Origin of the sequence: Sphingomonas sp. NBWT7, from assembly GCF_014217605.1 — a bacterium.
GTDB lineage: Bacteria > Pseudomonadota > Alphaproteobacteria > Sphingomonadales > Sphingomonadaceae > Sphingomonas.
In genome coordinates, this window is sequence record NZ_CP043640.1 from 91692 (window position 1) to 106612 (window position 14921).

Here is a 14921-nt window from a genome sequence, read left to right on the forward strand (position 1 = left end):
CCATTCCGATATCCAGATTGGAATGACCATATCAAACGGTTGGTCGTATCGATCTAAGTACGCGATATATGCTGCATGACTTTGGAGCAGCTCAGAATATTCGTCGGTGTCGCGGAGCGCGAACACGTCACCAAGGCAGCGGAGGCGCTGAACGTCACGCAGTCTGCTGCCTCCGGGGCGGTTGCGGCCCTCGAAGCGCGCTACGGCGTTCCGCTGTTCCACCGCGTCGGGCGTGGCATCCAGCTTACCGAGGCAGGCCGCGGCTTTCTGGAGGAAGCGCGCGCGGTGCTGGGGCGGGCAGCGCATGCCGAGACGATGCTCGCGGACTATGCCGGGCTCGCGCGTGGTTCGTTGCGGATCGTCGCCAGCCAGACGATCGCGAGCTATTGGTTGCCGGCAAAGCTCGCCGCCTTCCACGAACGCCACCCACAGATCGCGGTCGAGCTGGCGATCGACAACACCGAAGGCGCGGCAGCGCAGGTGTTGAGCGGCGCGGCGGAACTCGGCTTTGTCGAGGGCGAGGTGGACGAACCGGCGCTTGCCCACTGGAATGTCGGGCATGACCCAATGGTGCTGGTCGGCCGCGAGGAAGCCGAACGCATCGACGAGGCCTGGCTGCGCACTACACGCTGGATCGTCCGTGAGCAGGGATCGGGTACGCGCTCGACTTTCGAGGACGTGCTGCGAACGCGCGGGTTTGATCCGGCCCAGCTGACGATAGCGATGACGCTGCCGTCCAACGAGGCGGTGCGCACCGCCGTTGAGGCCGGTGCCGGCGTTGCCGTCTTGTCGCGATTGGTCGTCGCGCGCGCGCTCAAGGCTGGCGATCTCGTCGAGCTGCCGCTCGGGCTGCCCGACCGCGCCTTTCACGCGCTGCGCCACAAGGAACGCTATCGCACCCGCGCGGCCGACGCGCTGACGGATCTCATCAAGGAGCAGGTCGCATGACTGCCGACACGCACTCCGTTCTCAGCGGCCTCAAGCCGCTCAGCCGGCTCGATCACCCCCGCGAGATGATCCGCCAGTTCACGCCCAACTGGTTCGCCGCGACGATGGGCACGGGCATCCTTGCCCTCGCGCTGCCGCAGGTGCCCGGCATCGGGCCTTCGCTTAAACCTGTCGGCGAGGTGTTGTGGTTCTTCAATATCGCGCTCTTCGCGCTGTTCGCCGGCCTCTATGGCGCGCGCTGGGTGATGTTCGGGCACGAGGCGCGGCGCATCTTCGGGCACAACACCGTGTCGATGTTCATCGGGACCATTCCGATGGGGCTGGCGACGATCATCAACGGCTGTCTCGCCTTCGGCATCGCGCGGTTCGGAAATGGCATCGTGCCGGTCGCGCATATCCTGTGGTGGATCGACGTCGCCATGTCGCTCGCCTGCGGCGTGCTGATCCCCTACCTGATGTTTACCCGCCACGAGCACAGCCTGGACGGCATGACCGCCGTATGGCTGCTGCCGGTCGTCGCTGCCGAAGTGGCGGGCGCCAGCGGCGGGCTGCTCGCGCCGCATCTAACCGATCCTCATGCGCAGCTAGTCACGCTTGCGACCTCCTATGTGCTGTGGGCCTATTCGGTGCCGGTCGCGTTCGGCATCCTCGCCATCCTCATCCTGCGCATGGCGCTCCACAGGCTGCCGCATGAGAGCATGGCGGCGTCCTCCTGGCTGGCGCTGGGACCGATCGGCACGGGTGCTCTGGGCATGCTGGTGCTCGGGGCGGACGCGCCGGCGATCCTCGCGGCGCACGGGCTGGCCGGTGTCGGTACCGTCGCGGAAGGGATCGGCGTTGTGGCCGGACTCTGCCTGTGGGGCTTCGGCCTGTGGTGGCTGGCGCTCGCGACGCTCATCACCATCCGCTACTGGCGCGCCGGCGTCCCGTTCAACCTGGGCTGGTGGGGCTATACCTTTCCGCTCGGCGTCTACACCGTCGCCACCTTCCGCCTAGGCACGACGCTGAACCTCGGTTTCTTCGGTTTCGTCGGCACGGTGCTGACAGTCCCGCTTGCGGCGATGTGGCTGCTCGTCGGCGCCAAGACGCTGGCCGGCGCATGGCGCGGCAACCTGTTCGTCTCACCCTGCATCGCCACCCCGAACTGATCCGCCATGATGATCGGATCAGTCGGTCCGATCACTTGCGAAACGCCCCTTCGATCCGCCAGCGTGGCTGGCCACAGGAGAGCCTTGTCATGGACAATTTCGACGCCGAACTGGCGAGTGAGACCAGCCGTCGCCGCTTTCTCAGGCATGCCGCGCTCGGTACCGCCGGCCTTGCCGCCGCGCCGGCACTGGCGCAGCAGCTCGTCGACCTGAAGCTGCCTGGCGGCAATGCCGAACGGCCGATGACCAGCGCCTTTCCCGGCAAGGGCAGCATGATCCTCCAGCGTGTCCATCCGCCCTTGCTGGAAACGCCGATGGACGTGTTCGACAAGTCGGTGTTCACGCCCAACGACCAGTTCTTCGTCCGCTGGCACTGGGCCGACATCCCGACCTCGATCGATGTCGAGACTTTCCGCCTCAACGTCTTCGGCCACGTCAACCGACCGCTGTCGATCAGCCTCGCCCAGCTGCTGCGCCTGCCGCGGGTCGAGATGGCGGCGGTCAACCAATGCTCGGGAAACAGCCGTGGGCTGTTCCAGCCACGTGTTGCCGGCGCGCAATGGGGCAACGGCGCGATGGGCAATGCCAAATGGCTCGGTGTGCGCCTGCGCGACGTGCTCGACCTCGCCGGGGTCAAGACAGGCGCGGTGCAGGTGCGCTTCGGTGCGCTCGATCAACCGGTCGTGGCGGGCGCCCCTGACTTTGAGAAGGCGCTCGACATCGACCATGCCCGCGACGGCGAAGTGATGATCGCCTTCGGCATGAACGGCGAGCAGCTGCCGCTCCTCAATGGCTTTCCCTGCCGGCTGATCGTGCCGGGCTGGTACTCGACCTATTGGGTCAAGATGCTGAACTCGATCGAGGTACTGCCCGGCCCCGACGACCAGTATTGGATGGCCAAGGCCTACAAGATCCCCGCGACGCCGGGCGCGAATGTCGCGCCCGGCGCCAGAGACTTCCCGACTGTCCCCATCAACCGCATGATCCCGCGCAGCTGGATGACCAGCCTGCCCGATGGCCAGACGATAGCCTATGAGGCATCGATCCCGGTCGGCGGCATCGCGATGGGCGGCGACTGCGGCGTCGCCAAGGTCGATGTATCGTCGGACGGAGGCCGCACCTGGTACAGGACGACGCTCGGAGCGGACGAGGGCAGGTACAGCTTCCGTCGGTGGGATGGTCGCGTGCCGCTGCGACGCGGTGCCAACCCGATCATGGTGCGCTGCTGGAACACCAACGGTGTCGCCCAGCCGATGAAGCCGATCTGGAACCCGGGCGGGTTCATGCGCGGCAATATCGAGACCACCACCATCATCGCGGCCTGAGGAGCGAGTAGCATGAAGACCCCGTCTCCCGGCATCATGGCCGCTGGCCTGATCGGCCTGACCGGCATTATCCTCGTCTCGATCGGGGCGCCGAGCAGCCGCAAGGCGCCTGCCCCGATCTCCGAGACATCCGAGCCGGCACCGCCCACCAGCGTCTCAGCCCGCGGCTTTTCGCTCGCCTCGACCAGCGTCGACCTGCCGGTCGATGACGCTACCTACCCCGATGGTCCGCACGCCGACGTCATCAACGCCAACTGCACTTCGTGCCACTCGGCCAGCATGGCGCTAACTCAGCCTGCGCTATCGGCGGACCAGTGGAAGGCGACCGTCACCAAGATGCGTGAGGTGTACAAGGCGCCGGTGGCCGAGAAGGACGTTGACGCGATCGTTGCTTATCTCACCGCTATGCCGAGCCAGAAAGCGGCACCCGCAACCGGCAAGGCACAGGATCCCGACCCCAAGGTGGCTCCTGATGTCTCAGGTGGAACCGGATAAGCAAACCTCTCGCATAATCTAAAAAGGCGATTTCGACAGACGATCGGCAGCCTTCAGTAGGACTTTTTCAACAGCCACGGTCGGTTCTGACACCAACTCGCCACCCCAGCTTTTCCAAGGGTTTGCAGGTGTCATAAACCCGTGCCACAATGACAGCATGGAAACCGTGCCAAATGGTCGCAGGCTGATCGGCTACGCCCGCGTGTCGCGCGGCGACTCGCAAGACCTCGACCCGCAGCTTCGCGCGCTGACCGATTCGGGATGCGATCCGATCTACCGCGAGGAGGCATCGGGCGGCCGGTCCGATCGGCCCGAGCTGGCGCGCGCGATCGGCGCGTTGCAGCCCGGCGACGTATTCGTGGTGTGGAAGCTGGACCGGCTATCGCGCTCGCTTCGCGACCTCCTGTTCACGCTGGAGAAGATCACCGAGGCAGGCGCGGGGTTCCGATCGCTGACCGAGGCCGTCGATACCACCACGGCGGCAGGGCGCTTGATGACGCAGACCCTGGGCGCGTTCGCCGAGTTCGAGCGCGCCATGATCCGCGAGCGGACCATGAACGGGCTGCATCATGCGCGCCAGGCGGGGCGGCACCTTGGACGTCGGCCGAGCCTCACCGGCCCCCAGCGTGCCGATATCATCGCCAAGGCCGAATCCGGCCAAGGCTCCCCCGCCCAGCTCGCCAACCTGTTCCGCGTGTCGCGATCGACCGTGCAGCGCGTATTGCGCGAACATCGGGCGCGATTGGCGGGAGTGTAGCCCCCTGCCCTGCCCGGCTTGATGGAGGTCGTCGTTTCGACGTCCGCGTCTTTATCCTACCCACCCGACCCTTGGGCCGAGCAACGCTTATCTCTTGACCGCGTTGTGAGATACAACTACATTTGAGCCAATGCATCGAAAAGCCCTGCGCAACATTTCGTGGATCAAGGGCGCGCTCAAAGAGTTCGGCCGCTTTCCCGAGGACGCGCAGGACCAGGCGACCGACGCTCTCACGGTGATCGCCGAGGGCGACACGCCGGAAATCGCCAAGCCCATGACCGGGTTGGGTTCGGGCATATGGGAACTGGCGATCAAGGAACGGGGAGAAGCCTTCCGGGTGATCTACGCCCTCCAGCTCGACGACGACATTTGGGTGGTTCACGCCTTCCAGAAGAAGTCCAAGAGCGGGATCGCCACCCCGAAGCAGGAAATCGACTTGGTGCGCGAGCGCATCAAGCGTCTGAAGGAGGCGCTGCAATGACCGACGATGACGACTTCGAGCTGATCCGAGGCACTGGCAACGTCTATGCCGACCTTGGCATGAAGGAACCCGAACAGCGCCAGCTTCGCGCCATTCTGGCGGGCGAGATCAGCAAGACGCTGGCGACCGACAATCTGACGGTGCGGGCGGCCGAGAAGATCACCGGCGTCGCTGCCGCCGATTTTTCGCGCATCCGCCAGGCCAAGCTCAAGGGCTTTACCATCGACCGGTTGATGACGATTCTCGACCGGCTCAATCGCGACGTGCAGGTGTCGGTATCGGTATTGCCGCGTAAGGTGGACGGTCAGGCGGGGTTTCACCTTCATCCGGCCTGATCGGCACGCACCGAGAGAGATTGAAGATGGCTGACAACAAACACCGAGGGCCAACCCTCGACAGCTTCCTTGAGCAGGAAGGCTTTCTTGCCGACTCACAGACCAAGGCGATCGACGAGGACGCCGTTCGATCCGAAATGCCGAACGCCGAGACGCGCGCGGCGATGGAGTCGGCGCGCGTTACAATGAAGGCGCACCGCGTCGGCTTCACCGATCCGCAGGAACTCCTTGACGCCCTCGACGACGAAACTCGTTTAGGTCGCTGATAGCAGCAGGACATGGGGTGCCTGCCGCTGCGCGGCACCGCCGCTCAAGCGGTCTTGGCCCGCCGGGTTCCGATCGGCTGGCGGGGGCGAGGATCCGCGCAGCGGATCGCCGCCTTGACCTAGACGCATGGAACGTCCACACGTGAACGTGTTCACAAGTCCACACGTTCACGTGTTCAGGGGTTCACATGAAGGTCATCACCGTCATCAGTCAGAAGGGCGGCGCGGGTAAGACGACACTGGCAATCCACCTAGCCGCGGCCGGGGCGGGCGCGGGGCTTGCCGTGTTGATTCTCGATACCGACCCGCAGGCGACGGCAAGCCACTGGAGCGAGTGGCGCGGATCGTCGGACCTTGAGGTGGTCGATTGCGCCTCCCCTCCCCTTTTGCCCCGCAAGCTCCAACAAGCGGCCGAACTCGGGGCCGACTTGGTGGTGATCGACACCCCGCCCCATGCCGACATCATGGCGCGGGAGGCCTGCAAGGTCGCAGACCTGGTGTTGATTCCGTGTCGTCCGCAAGCCTTCGACCTCAAAGCCGTCGAGATGACGGCCGAGCTTGTGCAGGCGAGCGGCAAGCCCGCGTTCGTGCTGTTCATGGGCGGCCCCCAGCGCGCGCCGACAACCTACCGGGATGCCCGCGAGCTGATCGAGGGCAGCGATGGCGTCGCCGGCATGGGCGTAGACGTTGCGCCCGTCATGCTCACCCAGCGGGCGATCTATCATCACAGCACGGCGCAGGGGAAAACCGCGATCGAGCTGGAACCCGAAGGTAAAGCGGCCGAGGAGGTCGCCGCGCTATGGGCGTGGACAAGTGGACAGGTGAACGTGTCCACACGTTCACGGATGAACAAGAAGCGGGGCGCGGCATGAGCAAATTTGGCGCGATGAAGCAGCAGCGGGTGGAGAAGGCTGGCGCGATCGGCGACAGCCCCGACCAGGCGACGGCGACGCCCGCCACCCGCGCGCAGACCCGGCAGGGCAAGAAGGCCGTGAGCGCCTATTTCAGCCCCGAGGTCAGTCGCGGTCTGAACATGCTGGCGGCCGAGCAGGGAACGACGTTGCAGGCGCTCCTTGGCGAAGCCATCGACCTGCTCATGCGCCAGCACGGCAAGCATCCGTTTGGCGAGCGATAACTGTCCACGTGTGAATATGTGAACGTGTGAACACAAGATTAGGAGCTTTGGGGGTGGCAAGATCGACGAACGCCAGGAAATCGACCGGCACGCCCGCAGAGGTTGAAGAACCGATGCTGCCGATCGAAGCGCCACGTCGCCAGCGCAATCGCATCGGCAAGAAGTCGATCGCCGGTCGTTTCGATCCGGCGGTTGCCCGAGCGTTCGCGATCCTCGCCGTCAAGGAAGACAGCACGATCGAGGCGATGTTGACCGAGGCCGTCCTCGACATTCTCCAGAAATACAATCAGCCCATCGAGAAGTGAACAGGTTCACGTGTGAATGTGTGAACACGTGAACACCTGACCTATTGCGCCAGCATTATAGAGCGCACTTCCCAAAGACATAGGAATCTGACAGGCTTTGGTGTCGGCGGACACGTTCGCCGATTCGCCGTGGCGATCGTAGCGGGTGGCACCGCTAGGGCCAAAACGACGAAAGCCCGGCTTGGCGGCCGGGCTCTCGGAAAGTCTGATGGGCGGAGGCCCGCGTTCTGTAGCAGGAACAGCCTCCCGCAGATCGGACGCGAAGTCAACTCGAAAACGCTGTTTTCGAGAACGGGAGAGCTTTGTCCATGAAGGATTGCCGCCAGCAGCCGGGCCGACCGAACGACGGGAGGTTCCATGCAAACTGTGTTCGAGGCCCTTGGAGGGGCGAAGGGTAGGCGGCCCGGCCGTCAGACCGGCCAGCGGGTCCACCGCTACAGCCGCACCGAGGAGGGCCGGGAAGGGCGGTTCTGGCAACCGTTCAGTCCCAAGAACGTCGCTCGCTTCATGCAGGCGGCCGAGAAATATGACCGGTTGAAACGGCTTGCCCACCGGCGCGAGCGCAACAACCGCGAGAATGGCGCGATCGGCCATGTCGGGCTTGAGGTGTTGCGCGAGTTGCTTCGCCTGATCGACTACAAGACAGGCCGACTCGATCCGGCCATCGCGACGCTGGCGCTTCGCATCGGCCGCTCGATCGCGGCCGTGGTGGATGCGCTCAAGCGGCTCAAGGCGCATGGCTTCCTCGACTGGTTGCGTCGCTATGTGCCGACCGGCAACGCAGGAATGCGCGGCCCCCAGGTCAAACAGACCTCGAACGCCTACCGCTTGATGCTCCCGCCGCAGGTCGAGCGTGGCATGACGCCTCCACCGCCAGAAGACGACAGCGATCGGCGGCAGGCAGCGGCCGAGGAGGGCAGGGTGATGATTGCCAGGCTACCGCTCGATGAGCAGCCGGGCCAGCTCATCGACGATCCCGGCCTAGCCGCGATCCTTGCCCGGATCGGGCGAGCAATCATGGACCAGGAACGTGATTCAGAGAGGCAGAATGAATCCAGCCAGAGTTAGAAATATACAATGCGGAATTGGCCTAACGGCCAATGCGTAGTTCGTTTCGTGCCGCCTTCGGCGTCACCGGGCGGCCTACCGGCCGCAGGCTTGGCGGGAAGAAAGTGGGCGAGGTCGCGACCGGAACGTGCCGTAGCGACCGTCAGGAGCGCGGTGAGGGCAGGGAAGGGGCTTTCGACATGTTGTCCCGCGCTGGTTGCGCCCAAGCTCACCAGCGGGGCTTAAATCGACCCGTTAGTTTGCAGCCCAGCGACTTAGCCGCGATCGATCATGCCGGATCGAACCGCCCGGCGAACTCGCGATCGGCATAGTAGCGCAGCTTGGCCGCGATGATCGGGCGCTGCCCGGCGAGAAACAGGAGCTGGCGGTCGGGGCGCAGTGTGCGGACTTCATCGGGGGTGAGCAGCGCGCGGCCGACATGCTGCTGACCAAACGAGAGGCCGCTTTCTTCCGCGTCGATCGCGCGGCTCATCGTCTCGAACACGACGGTTTCCTCCCCGGCCAGATCGGAGACCAGCTTGGCGCTGTCCTGATCGTTGACCCCGAACACCTGGAGGACGCCCGCGTTCGACAGGAAGGTGCCGGCGCGTTGCCCGTAGAGGGCGCGGAGCTGGTGGACGTCCTGCAGGATCGGCCAGAGCTGGACGCCATAGCCCGCCATCAGCCCCATCGCGCGTTCGACCGGTTCGAGACGGCCGAGCGCCGCGAACTCATCGAGCAGGAACAGCACCGGCCAGGGTGGACGACCCGGCGCGCGCGCCAGCTCGGTCAGGGCTTGCGCCACCATCAGCCGCAGCCAGCGCGCATAGCTGGCGAGCCGATCGGGCGGCAGCACGAGGAACACCGTCGCCGGCGCATCCTTCAACCCGGCGAACGTGAAATCCGAGCCGCCCAGCACCGTCGCCATGCGTGGGGAGTCGAGGAAGTGGGTATGGCGCTGCGCGGCCGACAGCACGCCGGCAGCTTCGCGGTCGGATTTGCCGAGCTGACGGTTGGCGGCGCGCGCGGCCAGGCCACCTTGCGCCTGCATCGCCGCGAGCTGCGCCGCCAATGCGGCCGGAGCGAGCGTCAGCCGGTCGCGGAGCGTGTCCAGGGTGCGAGTGGCGGGCGGTTCGGTGGTGATGATGTGGAGCAGGATACCGGCGATCAGCGCCTTGGCTTCCTCGTTCCAATGCGCGTCGCCGGCTTCGCCGGGCGCGTCGTGGACCAGCGCGTCGGCGAGCGTCATGCAGTCGTCGGCGAGATCGAGGCCGTTGGGGTCGATACGATCGAGCGGATTGAACGCCGCCGAGGCCAGGCCGGTGACGCCGAACGGATCGAGGACATGGACCGCGCCGAACTTGCCGCGCTGGCGCGCGGCGATCCGGGCGTTCTCGCCCTTGGGGTCGATGCAGACGACCGCGAACGGATATTCCAGCAGATTGGGGATGATGGTGCCGACGCCCTTGCCGGTGCGGGCCGGCGCGATCGTCAGCAGATGCGCGGGGCCGGCATAGCGCAGCGGCTTGCCGGTCTTCACGTCGCGGCCGATCAGCAGGCCGTGATCGTCGTTGAGGGCCTGGGCTTCGCCGGCGCTGGCGAAGCGGGCCGAGCCGTGCGTGTCGGCGCGATCGTCATAGTCGAACCGGCGGAGCAGGGGCAGAACGAACATCCAGGCCGTGACCAGCACCACGGCACCGCCGATCCCGATAAAGCCGAGCTGGGGGACCACGCCGTTCTTATCCAGCTCGAAAAACCAGATCGATAGCAGCAGCAGGGCGAACAGCCCGAGGAACAGCACGATCGCGAACATGCCCATGCCGATGATGTGACGGGCGAACCGGAAGGGGGCGAGCAGGATGCCGAGCAGCGCCCACATCGGATTGGCGCGGGCAGTGCGGGCAAGGTTACGGGTAGCGCGCGCGATGCCCATCCTAGCGGCTTTCCGCCGCCATCATGGGCGTGATCGGCAACGAGCGATCGGCGTCGGGATGATCGAGCAGCCGGAGCAGGATTTGCGAGACGAGGGGAGGGGACACCCCTTCGTCTAGCAGCATATCGAAAAACGCATCATCGTTGGGCGTCGGGATCATGTCCTCGATGACGAGGTTGGCGCGCGACTCCGCCATATCCTCGCGCCACATGGCGACTTCCACGGGCGTACCGCGCACGAAATCCATCGCCCGGACTTCCGCCCGCACCGCCTCGATATCGAAATCCGCCATCAGCTCGCTTCCATCGTTTCCGCGTCCGCATCAAACGCTCGCTTGCCGCGCCGCTTCCAGAGCGCCAGCGCGTCGCCGGCATCATCGCCGCGCGCGCGTCCCGCTAGGTCGAGCAGCGCGCCGTAGAGCGTGGCGCGATCGTCGTCGGTCAGCTCGACCAGGCCGGCTTTCTGGACGAGGCCGCCCAGCTCGATCAGGTGACGGGTGCGTTCGCGGCGTTGCATGACCCAGCCCCGCGTATCGCTACGACGTTCCGCCGCTTCCGCGCGCAGCGTCGCCGCCCGGTTCAGTCGCAGCGCCCGATCCGTCGATTGCAGCAGTGCCGCTACCCCCCTCGACTTCGCTCGGGACAGGTTTGCGCCCGCGCCGCTGAAAGAAGGCAGCGCCCTTCACACGCCATGCCTCCTTCGCGCCCGCATCCTTCGATCCGATCGCATCGAGCAGCACCCCGGCGAGGGTTTCCGCATCGAGCGCATCCGCACCCGTAGCGGCGACCAGTTGCCCGAGCTGTTCGACCCGCTTCGCCTTGAGCGTCCGGGCCTTGTCGTTCAGCGCCTTCAGCTCGGCATCGTAATCGCGAACCTTCCGCATCTATTCCTCCATCATGAAGCAGATCGTGGCGCGAGCAGGATCACGCCGGCGCCGACGATGCACATGGTCGCACCGATCATATCCCACCGATCAGGCGCGCGGTTCTCGACCAGCCACAGCCATAGCAGCGACGCGACGATATAGACGCCGCCATAGGCAGCGTAGGCCCGCCCCGCAGCATCGGCATCGACACGGGTGAGCAGGAACGCGAACAGCGCCAGCGCGATCATGCCCGGCGCGATCCACCATGCCGACCGCCCGAGCTTTATCCACGCCCAGAAAGCGAAGCAGCCCGCGATTTCAGCGAGCGCCGCCATAGCGTAGATCACGCCGGTTGCAGTCAGTGTACCCAGTGTCGGCATCGTGTCGCTTCCGCGCCTTGAACGACAGCACCTTAGCGCACCCGGTATGAGGGTAAAGCCAGAACGATCGGAAAGCGCCAGCGAGTCAGTCACGAGGAGCGTAGCGGATTGTGAGTGCACGCTTATACATTGGTTCCCAATGTGCGTGGTCCTAGTGGGGGCGTTGCCCCCGCCGGACGGCTCCCCCTTAAGTGCAGTAAGGCAGAAGGGCGGGGCGTCGTGGCGATCTACCATTGTTCGGTCAAAGTCATCTCGCGGGCCACCGGGCGCAGCGCGGTCGCCGCCGCCGCCTATCGGTCGGGCGAGCGGCTGACCGACGAGCGCCTGGGCAAATGCCACGACTACACGCGCAAATCCGACATCGAGCATCGCGAGATCATGGCCCCGGATCGCACGCCCGACTGGATGCTTGATCGCGCCCGTTTGTGGAACGGCGTCGAGGCGGCGGAACGGCGCAAGGACGCCCAGCTTGCCCGCGAAGTGGAAATCTCCCTTCCGCGTGAATTGGACGCGGAGGGGCGGCGCGCCCTGGTCGAGACCTATGTGCGCGAGCAGTTTGTGTCCCAGGGCATGATTGCGGACGTGTCGCTGCACCGGGGCCATTCGGCAGACGGGCAGGAGCAGCCGCACGCGCATGTCATGCTGACCATGCGCGATCTGACCGGCGAGGGGTTCGGAAAGAAGAACCGGGACTGGAATGCAGCCGAGCGGCTTGAGGGGTGGCGGGCCTCTTGGGCCGACCACGCGAACCAGGCGCTGGAACGGGCCGGGTGTGATGAGCGCATAGACCATCGGTCGTTGAAGGATCAGCGCGAGGCGGCGCGGACACGTGGTGACGCGGAGGGGCATGAGGATCTAGGCCGGGAGCCGCTGGGCAAGGTGCCGTTGTCGGCGGTGGCGATGGAGCGCAAGGGCAGGTCCACCGATCGCGGTGACGAACAGCGCGGGGTGCAGGCCCGCAATCGGGAGCGGCGCGAGCTGACGCAGCAGCTTCGCGAACTCAGCGCCAGGATCGCGGAAACGATGCGCGGCATTGGCGACAAGGCCAAGGACATGGCGCAGGGGCTGCGCGACCGTCTCAGCGCGGCATGGGGTAGTCAGGACCAGGCCGACGATCGCGGTGCGGCCGAGCGGATCGCGGAGGCGACGGCGCAGCGTGTGGAGCGGGATAAGGACACCCCGGCTCCGGGGAGCGCCGCCGATCGCATCGCCTCGCGTATGGGCAGCAAGGGCGGGTCGGATCACGACCAGGCCGAGCGTGATCTTGAACGGGATCGCAGCAAGGAACGGGACAGGGGCCGTGAACGGTAATGTTGGCAAGGTTGACAAACGTACATACAAACGCCATTCTTTCTCATGGATAGCAAAAATGTCGCTGGCTTCGATTGGGACGAAGGCAACCAGGCCAAATGCCAGAAGCATGGTGTGACGCTGGCGGAAATCGAAAGCGTGTTCGCCGGGACGCCATCCATAGGGCCAGATGCTGCGCATTCGACGGTGGAGACGCGCTTTCTGGCGATCGGCCGCGCCAGCAGTGGCCGTCATGTGTTTCTGGCCTTCACCTGGCGCGAGCGGAACGGGGCCAGATTTATCCGCCCGATCAGCGCCCGTTACATGCACGCCAAGGAGGTGCAGCACTATGAGCAAGGATAAACCCCTTCCGCTGATTTCCAGCGATGAGGAAGCCGAGGACTTCGTGGGTTCGGCCGATCTTACCGGCTATGATCTTTCTGCGCTCACGCCCACGCGGTTCGAGTTCGGCAGCAAGGATGCGCGGGTCAATATGCGTCTGCCCGCGCAATTGCTGGAACAGGTCAAGGCGATCGCCGCCAGCAAGGGCATGCCGTATCAGCGGTTCATTCGTCAGGCGCTGGAACAGGCGTTGCATCGGTAAGGCTATCGATCATGGATGACAGCGACGATCCGGTGATGGCGCTGCTGGCGACCCAGCGGGCGATGCTGGCAGCGGTGGAGAATCTGGCGAACCAGGTGGAGGCGATGCAGGCGAAGGTGGACGCCATGAGTGGCGTGCTGGCCCAGCTCGTCGCCGGCAGCGCCGACGCGGCTGTGGTGGGCGGTGCCGATCGTGTCCCAACATTGGGCGAAAGGTTCAGGCATGCGACGGCCGAGGAGGCCGCGCGCGATCCGGCGCTTTATGCAGCCTATACCCATTATGTGGTTGCCCAGGCGATCGCCCAGAACCTTCACCGGGGCAATCCCGTCATGGCAGAGCAGGAAGCGGTGCGGGCGCGGGGCTGGATCGCGGATCAGCTCGACCAAGGGCGACAGTTCGACATGGCGAAGGCCAAGCGCCGTGAAGATGGCGCGGCCCATGCCGTGATCGAGCCGATCCATGAAGAAATGTTCGGTGGCCGTGTCAGGGTTGCGCGTCAGCCAGGCCTGGAGCGGTAGCGCCCAGTCTGATTATGCTGCTTCCGCGATCCTGATTTCTAACGTCAGGCCGGATGCCGTGGCGAGGTTCACCAGCGCATCGAGGGAGAATTTGCCGAGCTTCCCGCGCAGCAGATCGTTGAGCCGGGGGCGGGTGATGCCAAGGCGTGCCGCCGCCGCTTCCTGCGGCATGTCCCATGCGCGGATACGGCTTTTCAGGGCAGACAGCAGCTCGGAGCGCGCCTTCATGTTCGCGGCCTCTGCCGGGGTGTCGGCCAGTGCGTCAAAGACGCTATCGAAAGTCTGGACTTCCATTGCCTATTCCTTCCTCCATGCCCGTAAACGGTTCGCGGCCAGCTCAATGTCCCTTTTGCGGGGTCGCCTGGGTTTTCTTCTGGAAGGCGTGGAGGACAAGCACCGCCTCCGGTAACGTCGCCAGATAGATCACCCGGAAAGCCCCGGATTGCTCCCTGATCCTGATTTCGCGCACGCCGGGGCCAATGGTTTTCATCGGCTTCCAGTCGTCGGGATCGTTGCCGATCTGGACCTCGTTGAGCTGATGGCCCGCTTCGGAGCGGGCATCATCAGGAAAATCACGAAGCCGAGCGAGGCTGTCACCCAGGAACGAAATTTGTTTCACGGGAGGGGTGTATCAAATTCGATACAAAAAGCAAGCAAGCTTTCGAGTGCAAATGAGCAGTCGCTTCCGCTTGAGAACCTCACGTTCCGAGCTAGACGCTGATACAGTTCAAAATCGAGCGTAAGGCGGGGAATAAGAATGAGATTCGCAACAGGGGTATTGGCAATTGCAGCGGTTCAATTGTCCGGTTGTGGATCATCAAACTCTTCGCAGGCCGAAGCAGATCAGCACGCTACAGCAGTGCCTCAACCTTCCATCCCGGTGCCTGCTGTACCCCAAATGGACCCCTGTGCGATGAAGCTGGCAAGTGCCACAAGCGGGGCTGGCAAGCTCATCTTTCCGAGTATCGAAAAGCGCTTGGAGTGGGGAGCTAGTGAAGGTCGGGTCCAGAGTGTCGCAAACTCGATCGCTTCGAAAACTTCCAGGGATGACAGTGGTCTTACGGCCTACGCGAACGGCTTATGACGACT

At 64.8% G+C, this 14921-nt stretch carries 22 protein-coding genes and 1 pseudogene; 16 read left to right on the plus strand and 7 right to left on the minus strand.

The genetic code is table 11. The features are described 5' to 3' along the window. The first annotated feature begins 75 nt into the window (after positions 1-75). From F1C10_RS16285 to F1C10_RS16340, 12 genes are all read left to right on the plus strand, one after another. Complete coding sequence (locus F1C10_RS16285; protein ID WP_007406272.1) at positions 76-948, plus strand: LysR family transcriptional regulator; 873 nt, start codon at positions 76-78, stop codon at positions 946-948. Next, positions 945-2096, plus strand: coding sequence for a TDT family transporter (locus tag F1C10_RS16290; protein WP_185210357.1), 1152 nt, complete (start codon positions 945-947; stop codon positions 2094-2096). The genes F1C10_RS16285 and F1C10_RS16290 overlap by 4 nt, the downstream gene beginning before the upstream one ends. Positions 2097-2185: 89 nt before the next feature. Continuing rightward, positions 2186-3421 (plus strand): molybdopterin-dependent oxidoreductase, encoded by a 1236-nt coding sequence (locus F1C10_RS16295; RefSeq protein ID WP_021224436.1) that lies wholly within the window; start codon positions 2186-2188, stop codon positions 3419-3421. A 12-nt stretch (positions 3422-3433) separates the two neighbouring features. Beyond that, entirely contained in the window at positions 3434-3916 is a 483-nt protein-coding gene (locus tag F1C10_RS16300; RefSeq protein ID WP_021224435.1) for a cytochrome c, read from the plus strand. Positions 3917-4073: 157 nt separating this feature from the next. Next, the gene (locus tag F1C10_RS16305; RefSeq protein ID WP_054435627.1) at positions 4074-4673 is read left to right on the plus strand and encodes a recombinase family protein; all 600 of its coding nucleotides are present in this window, start codon (positions 4074-4076) and stop codon (positions 4671-4673) included. 130 nt (positions 4674-4803) lie between these two features. After that, positions 4804-5154, plus strand: a complete 351-nt coding sequence (locus F1C10_RS16310; protein ID WP_054435626.1) for a type II toxin-antitoxin system RelE/ParE family toxin — start codon at positions 4804-4806, stop codon at positions 5152-5154. After that, positions 5151-5489: a helix-turn-helix domain-containing protein gene (locus F1C10_RS16315; RefSeq protein WP_054435625.1), complete on the plus strand. Its 339-nt coding sequence runs from the start codon at positions 5151-5153 to the stop codon at positions 5487-5489. Before F1C10_RS16310 ends, F1C10_RS16315 begins: the two co-directional genes overlap by 4 nt. 26 nt (positions 5490-5515) lie before the next feature. Then, positions 5516-5755, plus strand: coding sequence for a hypothetical protein (locus F1C10_RS16320; protein WP_054435624.1), 240 nt, complete (start codon positions 5516-5518; stop codon positions 5753-5755). 188 nt (positions 5756-5943) lie between these two features. After that, positions 5944-6627 carry a ParA family partition ATPase gene (gene parA, locus F1C10_RS16325; protein WP_054435623.1) on the plus strand — a complete coding sequence of 228 codons (684 nt, stop codon included), beginning with the start codon at positions 5944-5946 and terminating at the stop codon, positions 6625-6627. Further along, positions 6624-6890 (plus strand): ribbon-helix-helix domain-containing protein, encoded by a 267-nt coding sequence (locus tag F1C10_RS16330; RefSeq protein ID WP_054435622.1) that lies wholly within the window; start codon positions 6624-6626, stop codon positions 6888-6890. Before parA ends, F1C10_RS16330 begins: the two co-directional genes overlap by 4 nt. 53 nt (positions 6891-6943) lie before the next feature. Further along, positions 6944-7195: a ribbon-helix-helix domain-containing protein gene (locus F1C10_RS16335; protein ID WP_231635604.1), complete on the plus strand. Its 252-nt coding sequence runs from the start codon at positions 6944-6946 to the stop codon at positions 7193-7195. A gap of 357 nt (positions 7196-7552) precedes the next feature. Continuing rightward, the gene (locus F1C10_RS16340; protein ID WP_231635603.1) at positions 7553-8263 is read left to right on the plus strand and encodes a replication protein A; all 711 of its coding nucleotides are present in this window, start codon (positions 7553-7555) and stop codon (positions 8261-8263) included. 268 nt (positions 8264-8531) lie between these two features. Here the strand turns inward: F1C10_RS16340 and F1C10_RS16345 are convergent, their stop codons facing one another. From F1C10_RS16345 to F1C10_RS16365, 5 genes are read right to left on the minus strand one after another with little or no spacing between them, the layout of a single operon-like run. After that, the gene (locus tag F1C10_RS16345; protein WP_054435620.1) at positions 8532-10175 is read right to left on the minus strand and encodes a type IV secretory system conjugative DNA transfer family protein; all 1644 of its coding nucleotides are present in this window, start codon (positions 10173-10175) and stop codon (positions 8532-8534) included. Between the two features lies 1 nt (position 10176). After that, complete coding sequence (locus tag F1C10_RS16350) at positions 10177-10467, minus strand: hypothetical protein (protein ID WP_185210358.1); 291 nt, start codon at positions 10465-10467, stop codon at positions 10177-10179. Then, positions 10467-10691 (minus strand): conjugal transfer protein TraD, encoded by a 225-nt coding sequence (locus F1C10_RS16355; protein WP_054434204.1) that lies wholly within the window; start codon positions 10689-10691, stop codon positions 10467-10469. The genes F1C10_RS16350 and F1C10_RS16355 overlap by 1 nt, the downstream gene beginning before the upstream one ends. A 19-nt stretch (positions 10692-10710) precedes the next feature. After that, positions 10711-11058 carry a conjugal transfer protein TraD gene (locus F1C10_RS16360; protein ID WP_054434201.1) on the minus strand — a complete coding sequence of 116 codons (348 nt, stop codon included), beginning with the start codon at positions 11056-11058 and terminating at the stop codon, positions 10711-10713. An 11-nt stretch (positions 11059-11069) separates the two neighbouring features. Further along, positions 11070-11420: a YnfA family protein gene (locus F1C10_RS16365; RefSeq protein ID WP_054434199.1), complete on the minus strand. Its 351-nt coding sequence runs from the start codon at positions 11418-11420 to the stop codon at positions 11070-11072. A 219-nt stretch (positions 11421-11639) separates the two neighbouring features. Between F1C10_RS16365 and mobQ the strand changes: the two genes are divergently transcribed. Genes mobQ through F1C10_RS16385 form a run of 4 tightly spaced genes read left to right on the plus strand, consistent with a single transcriptional unit; the run spans position 11640 to position 13832 of the window. Continuing rightward, the gene (gene mobQ / locus F1C10_RS16370) at positions 11640-12731 is read left to right on the plus strand and encodes a MobQ family relaxase (protein ID WP_185210359.1); all 1092 of its coding nucleotides are present in this window, start codon (positions 11640-11642) and stop codon (positions 12729-12731) included. 45 nt (positions 12732-12776) lie between these two features. Then, complete coding sequence (locus tag F1C10_RS16375; RefSeq protein WP_185210360.1) at positions 12777-13073, plus strand: BrnT family toxin; 297 nt, start codon at positions 12777-12779, stop codon at positions 13071-13073. After that, positions 13060-13314 (plus strand): CopG family antitoxin, encoded by a 255-nt coding sequence (locus F1C10_RS16380; RefSeq protein WP_185210361.1) that lies wholly within the window; start codon positions 13060-13062, stop codon positions 13312-13314. Before F1C10_RS16375 ends, F1C10_RS16380 begins: the two co-directional genes overlap by 14 nt. Positions 13315-13325: 11 nt before the next feature. Further along, entirely contained in the window at positions 13326-13832 is a 507-nt protein-coding gene (locus F1C10_RS16385) for a hypothetical protein (protein WP_185210362.1), read from the plus strand. 12 nt (positions 13833-13844) lie between these two features. On the opposite strand, the gene F1C10_RS16390 is transcribed toward F1C10_RS16385, so the two are convergent. Together F1C10_RS16390 and F1C10_RS16395 are read right to left on the minus strand one after the other, a co-directional pair. Continuing rightward, complete coding sequence (locus tag F1C10_RS16390; RefSeq protein WP_185210363.1) at positions 13845-14126, minus strand: helix-turn-helix domain-containing protein; 282 nt, start codon at positions 14124-14126, stop codon at positions 13845-13847. Between the two features lie 3 nt (positions 14127-14129). Then, positions 14130-14451, minus strand: a pseudogene (locus F1C10_RS16395) (type II toxin-antitoxin system RelE/ParE family toxin). Positions 14452-14921: the final 470 nt, after the last annotated feature.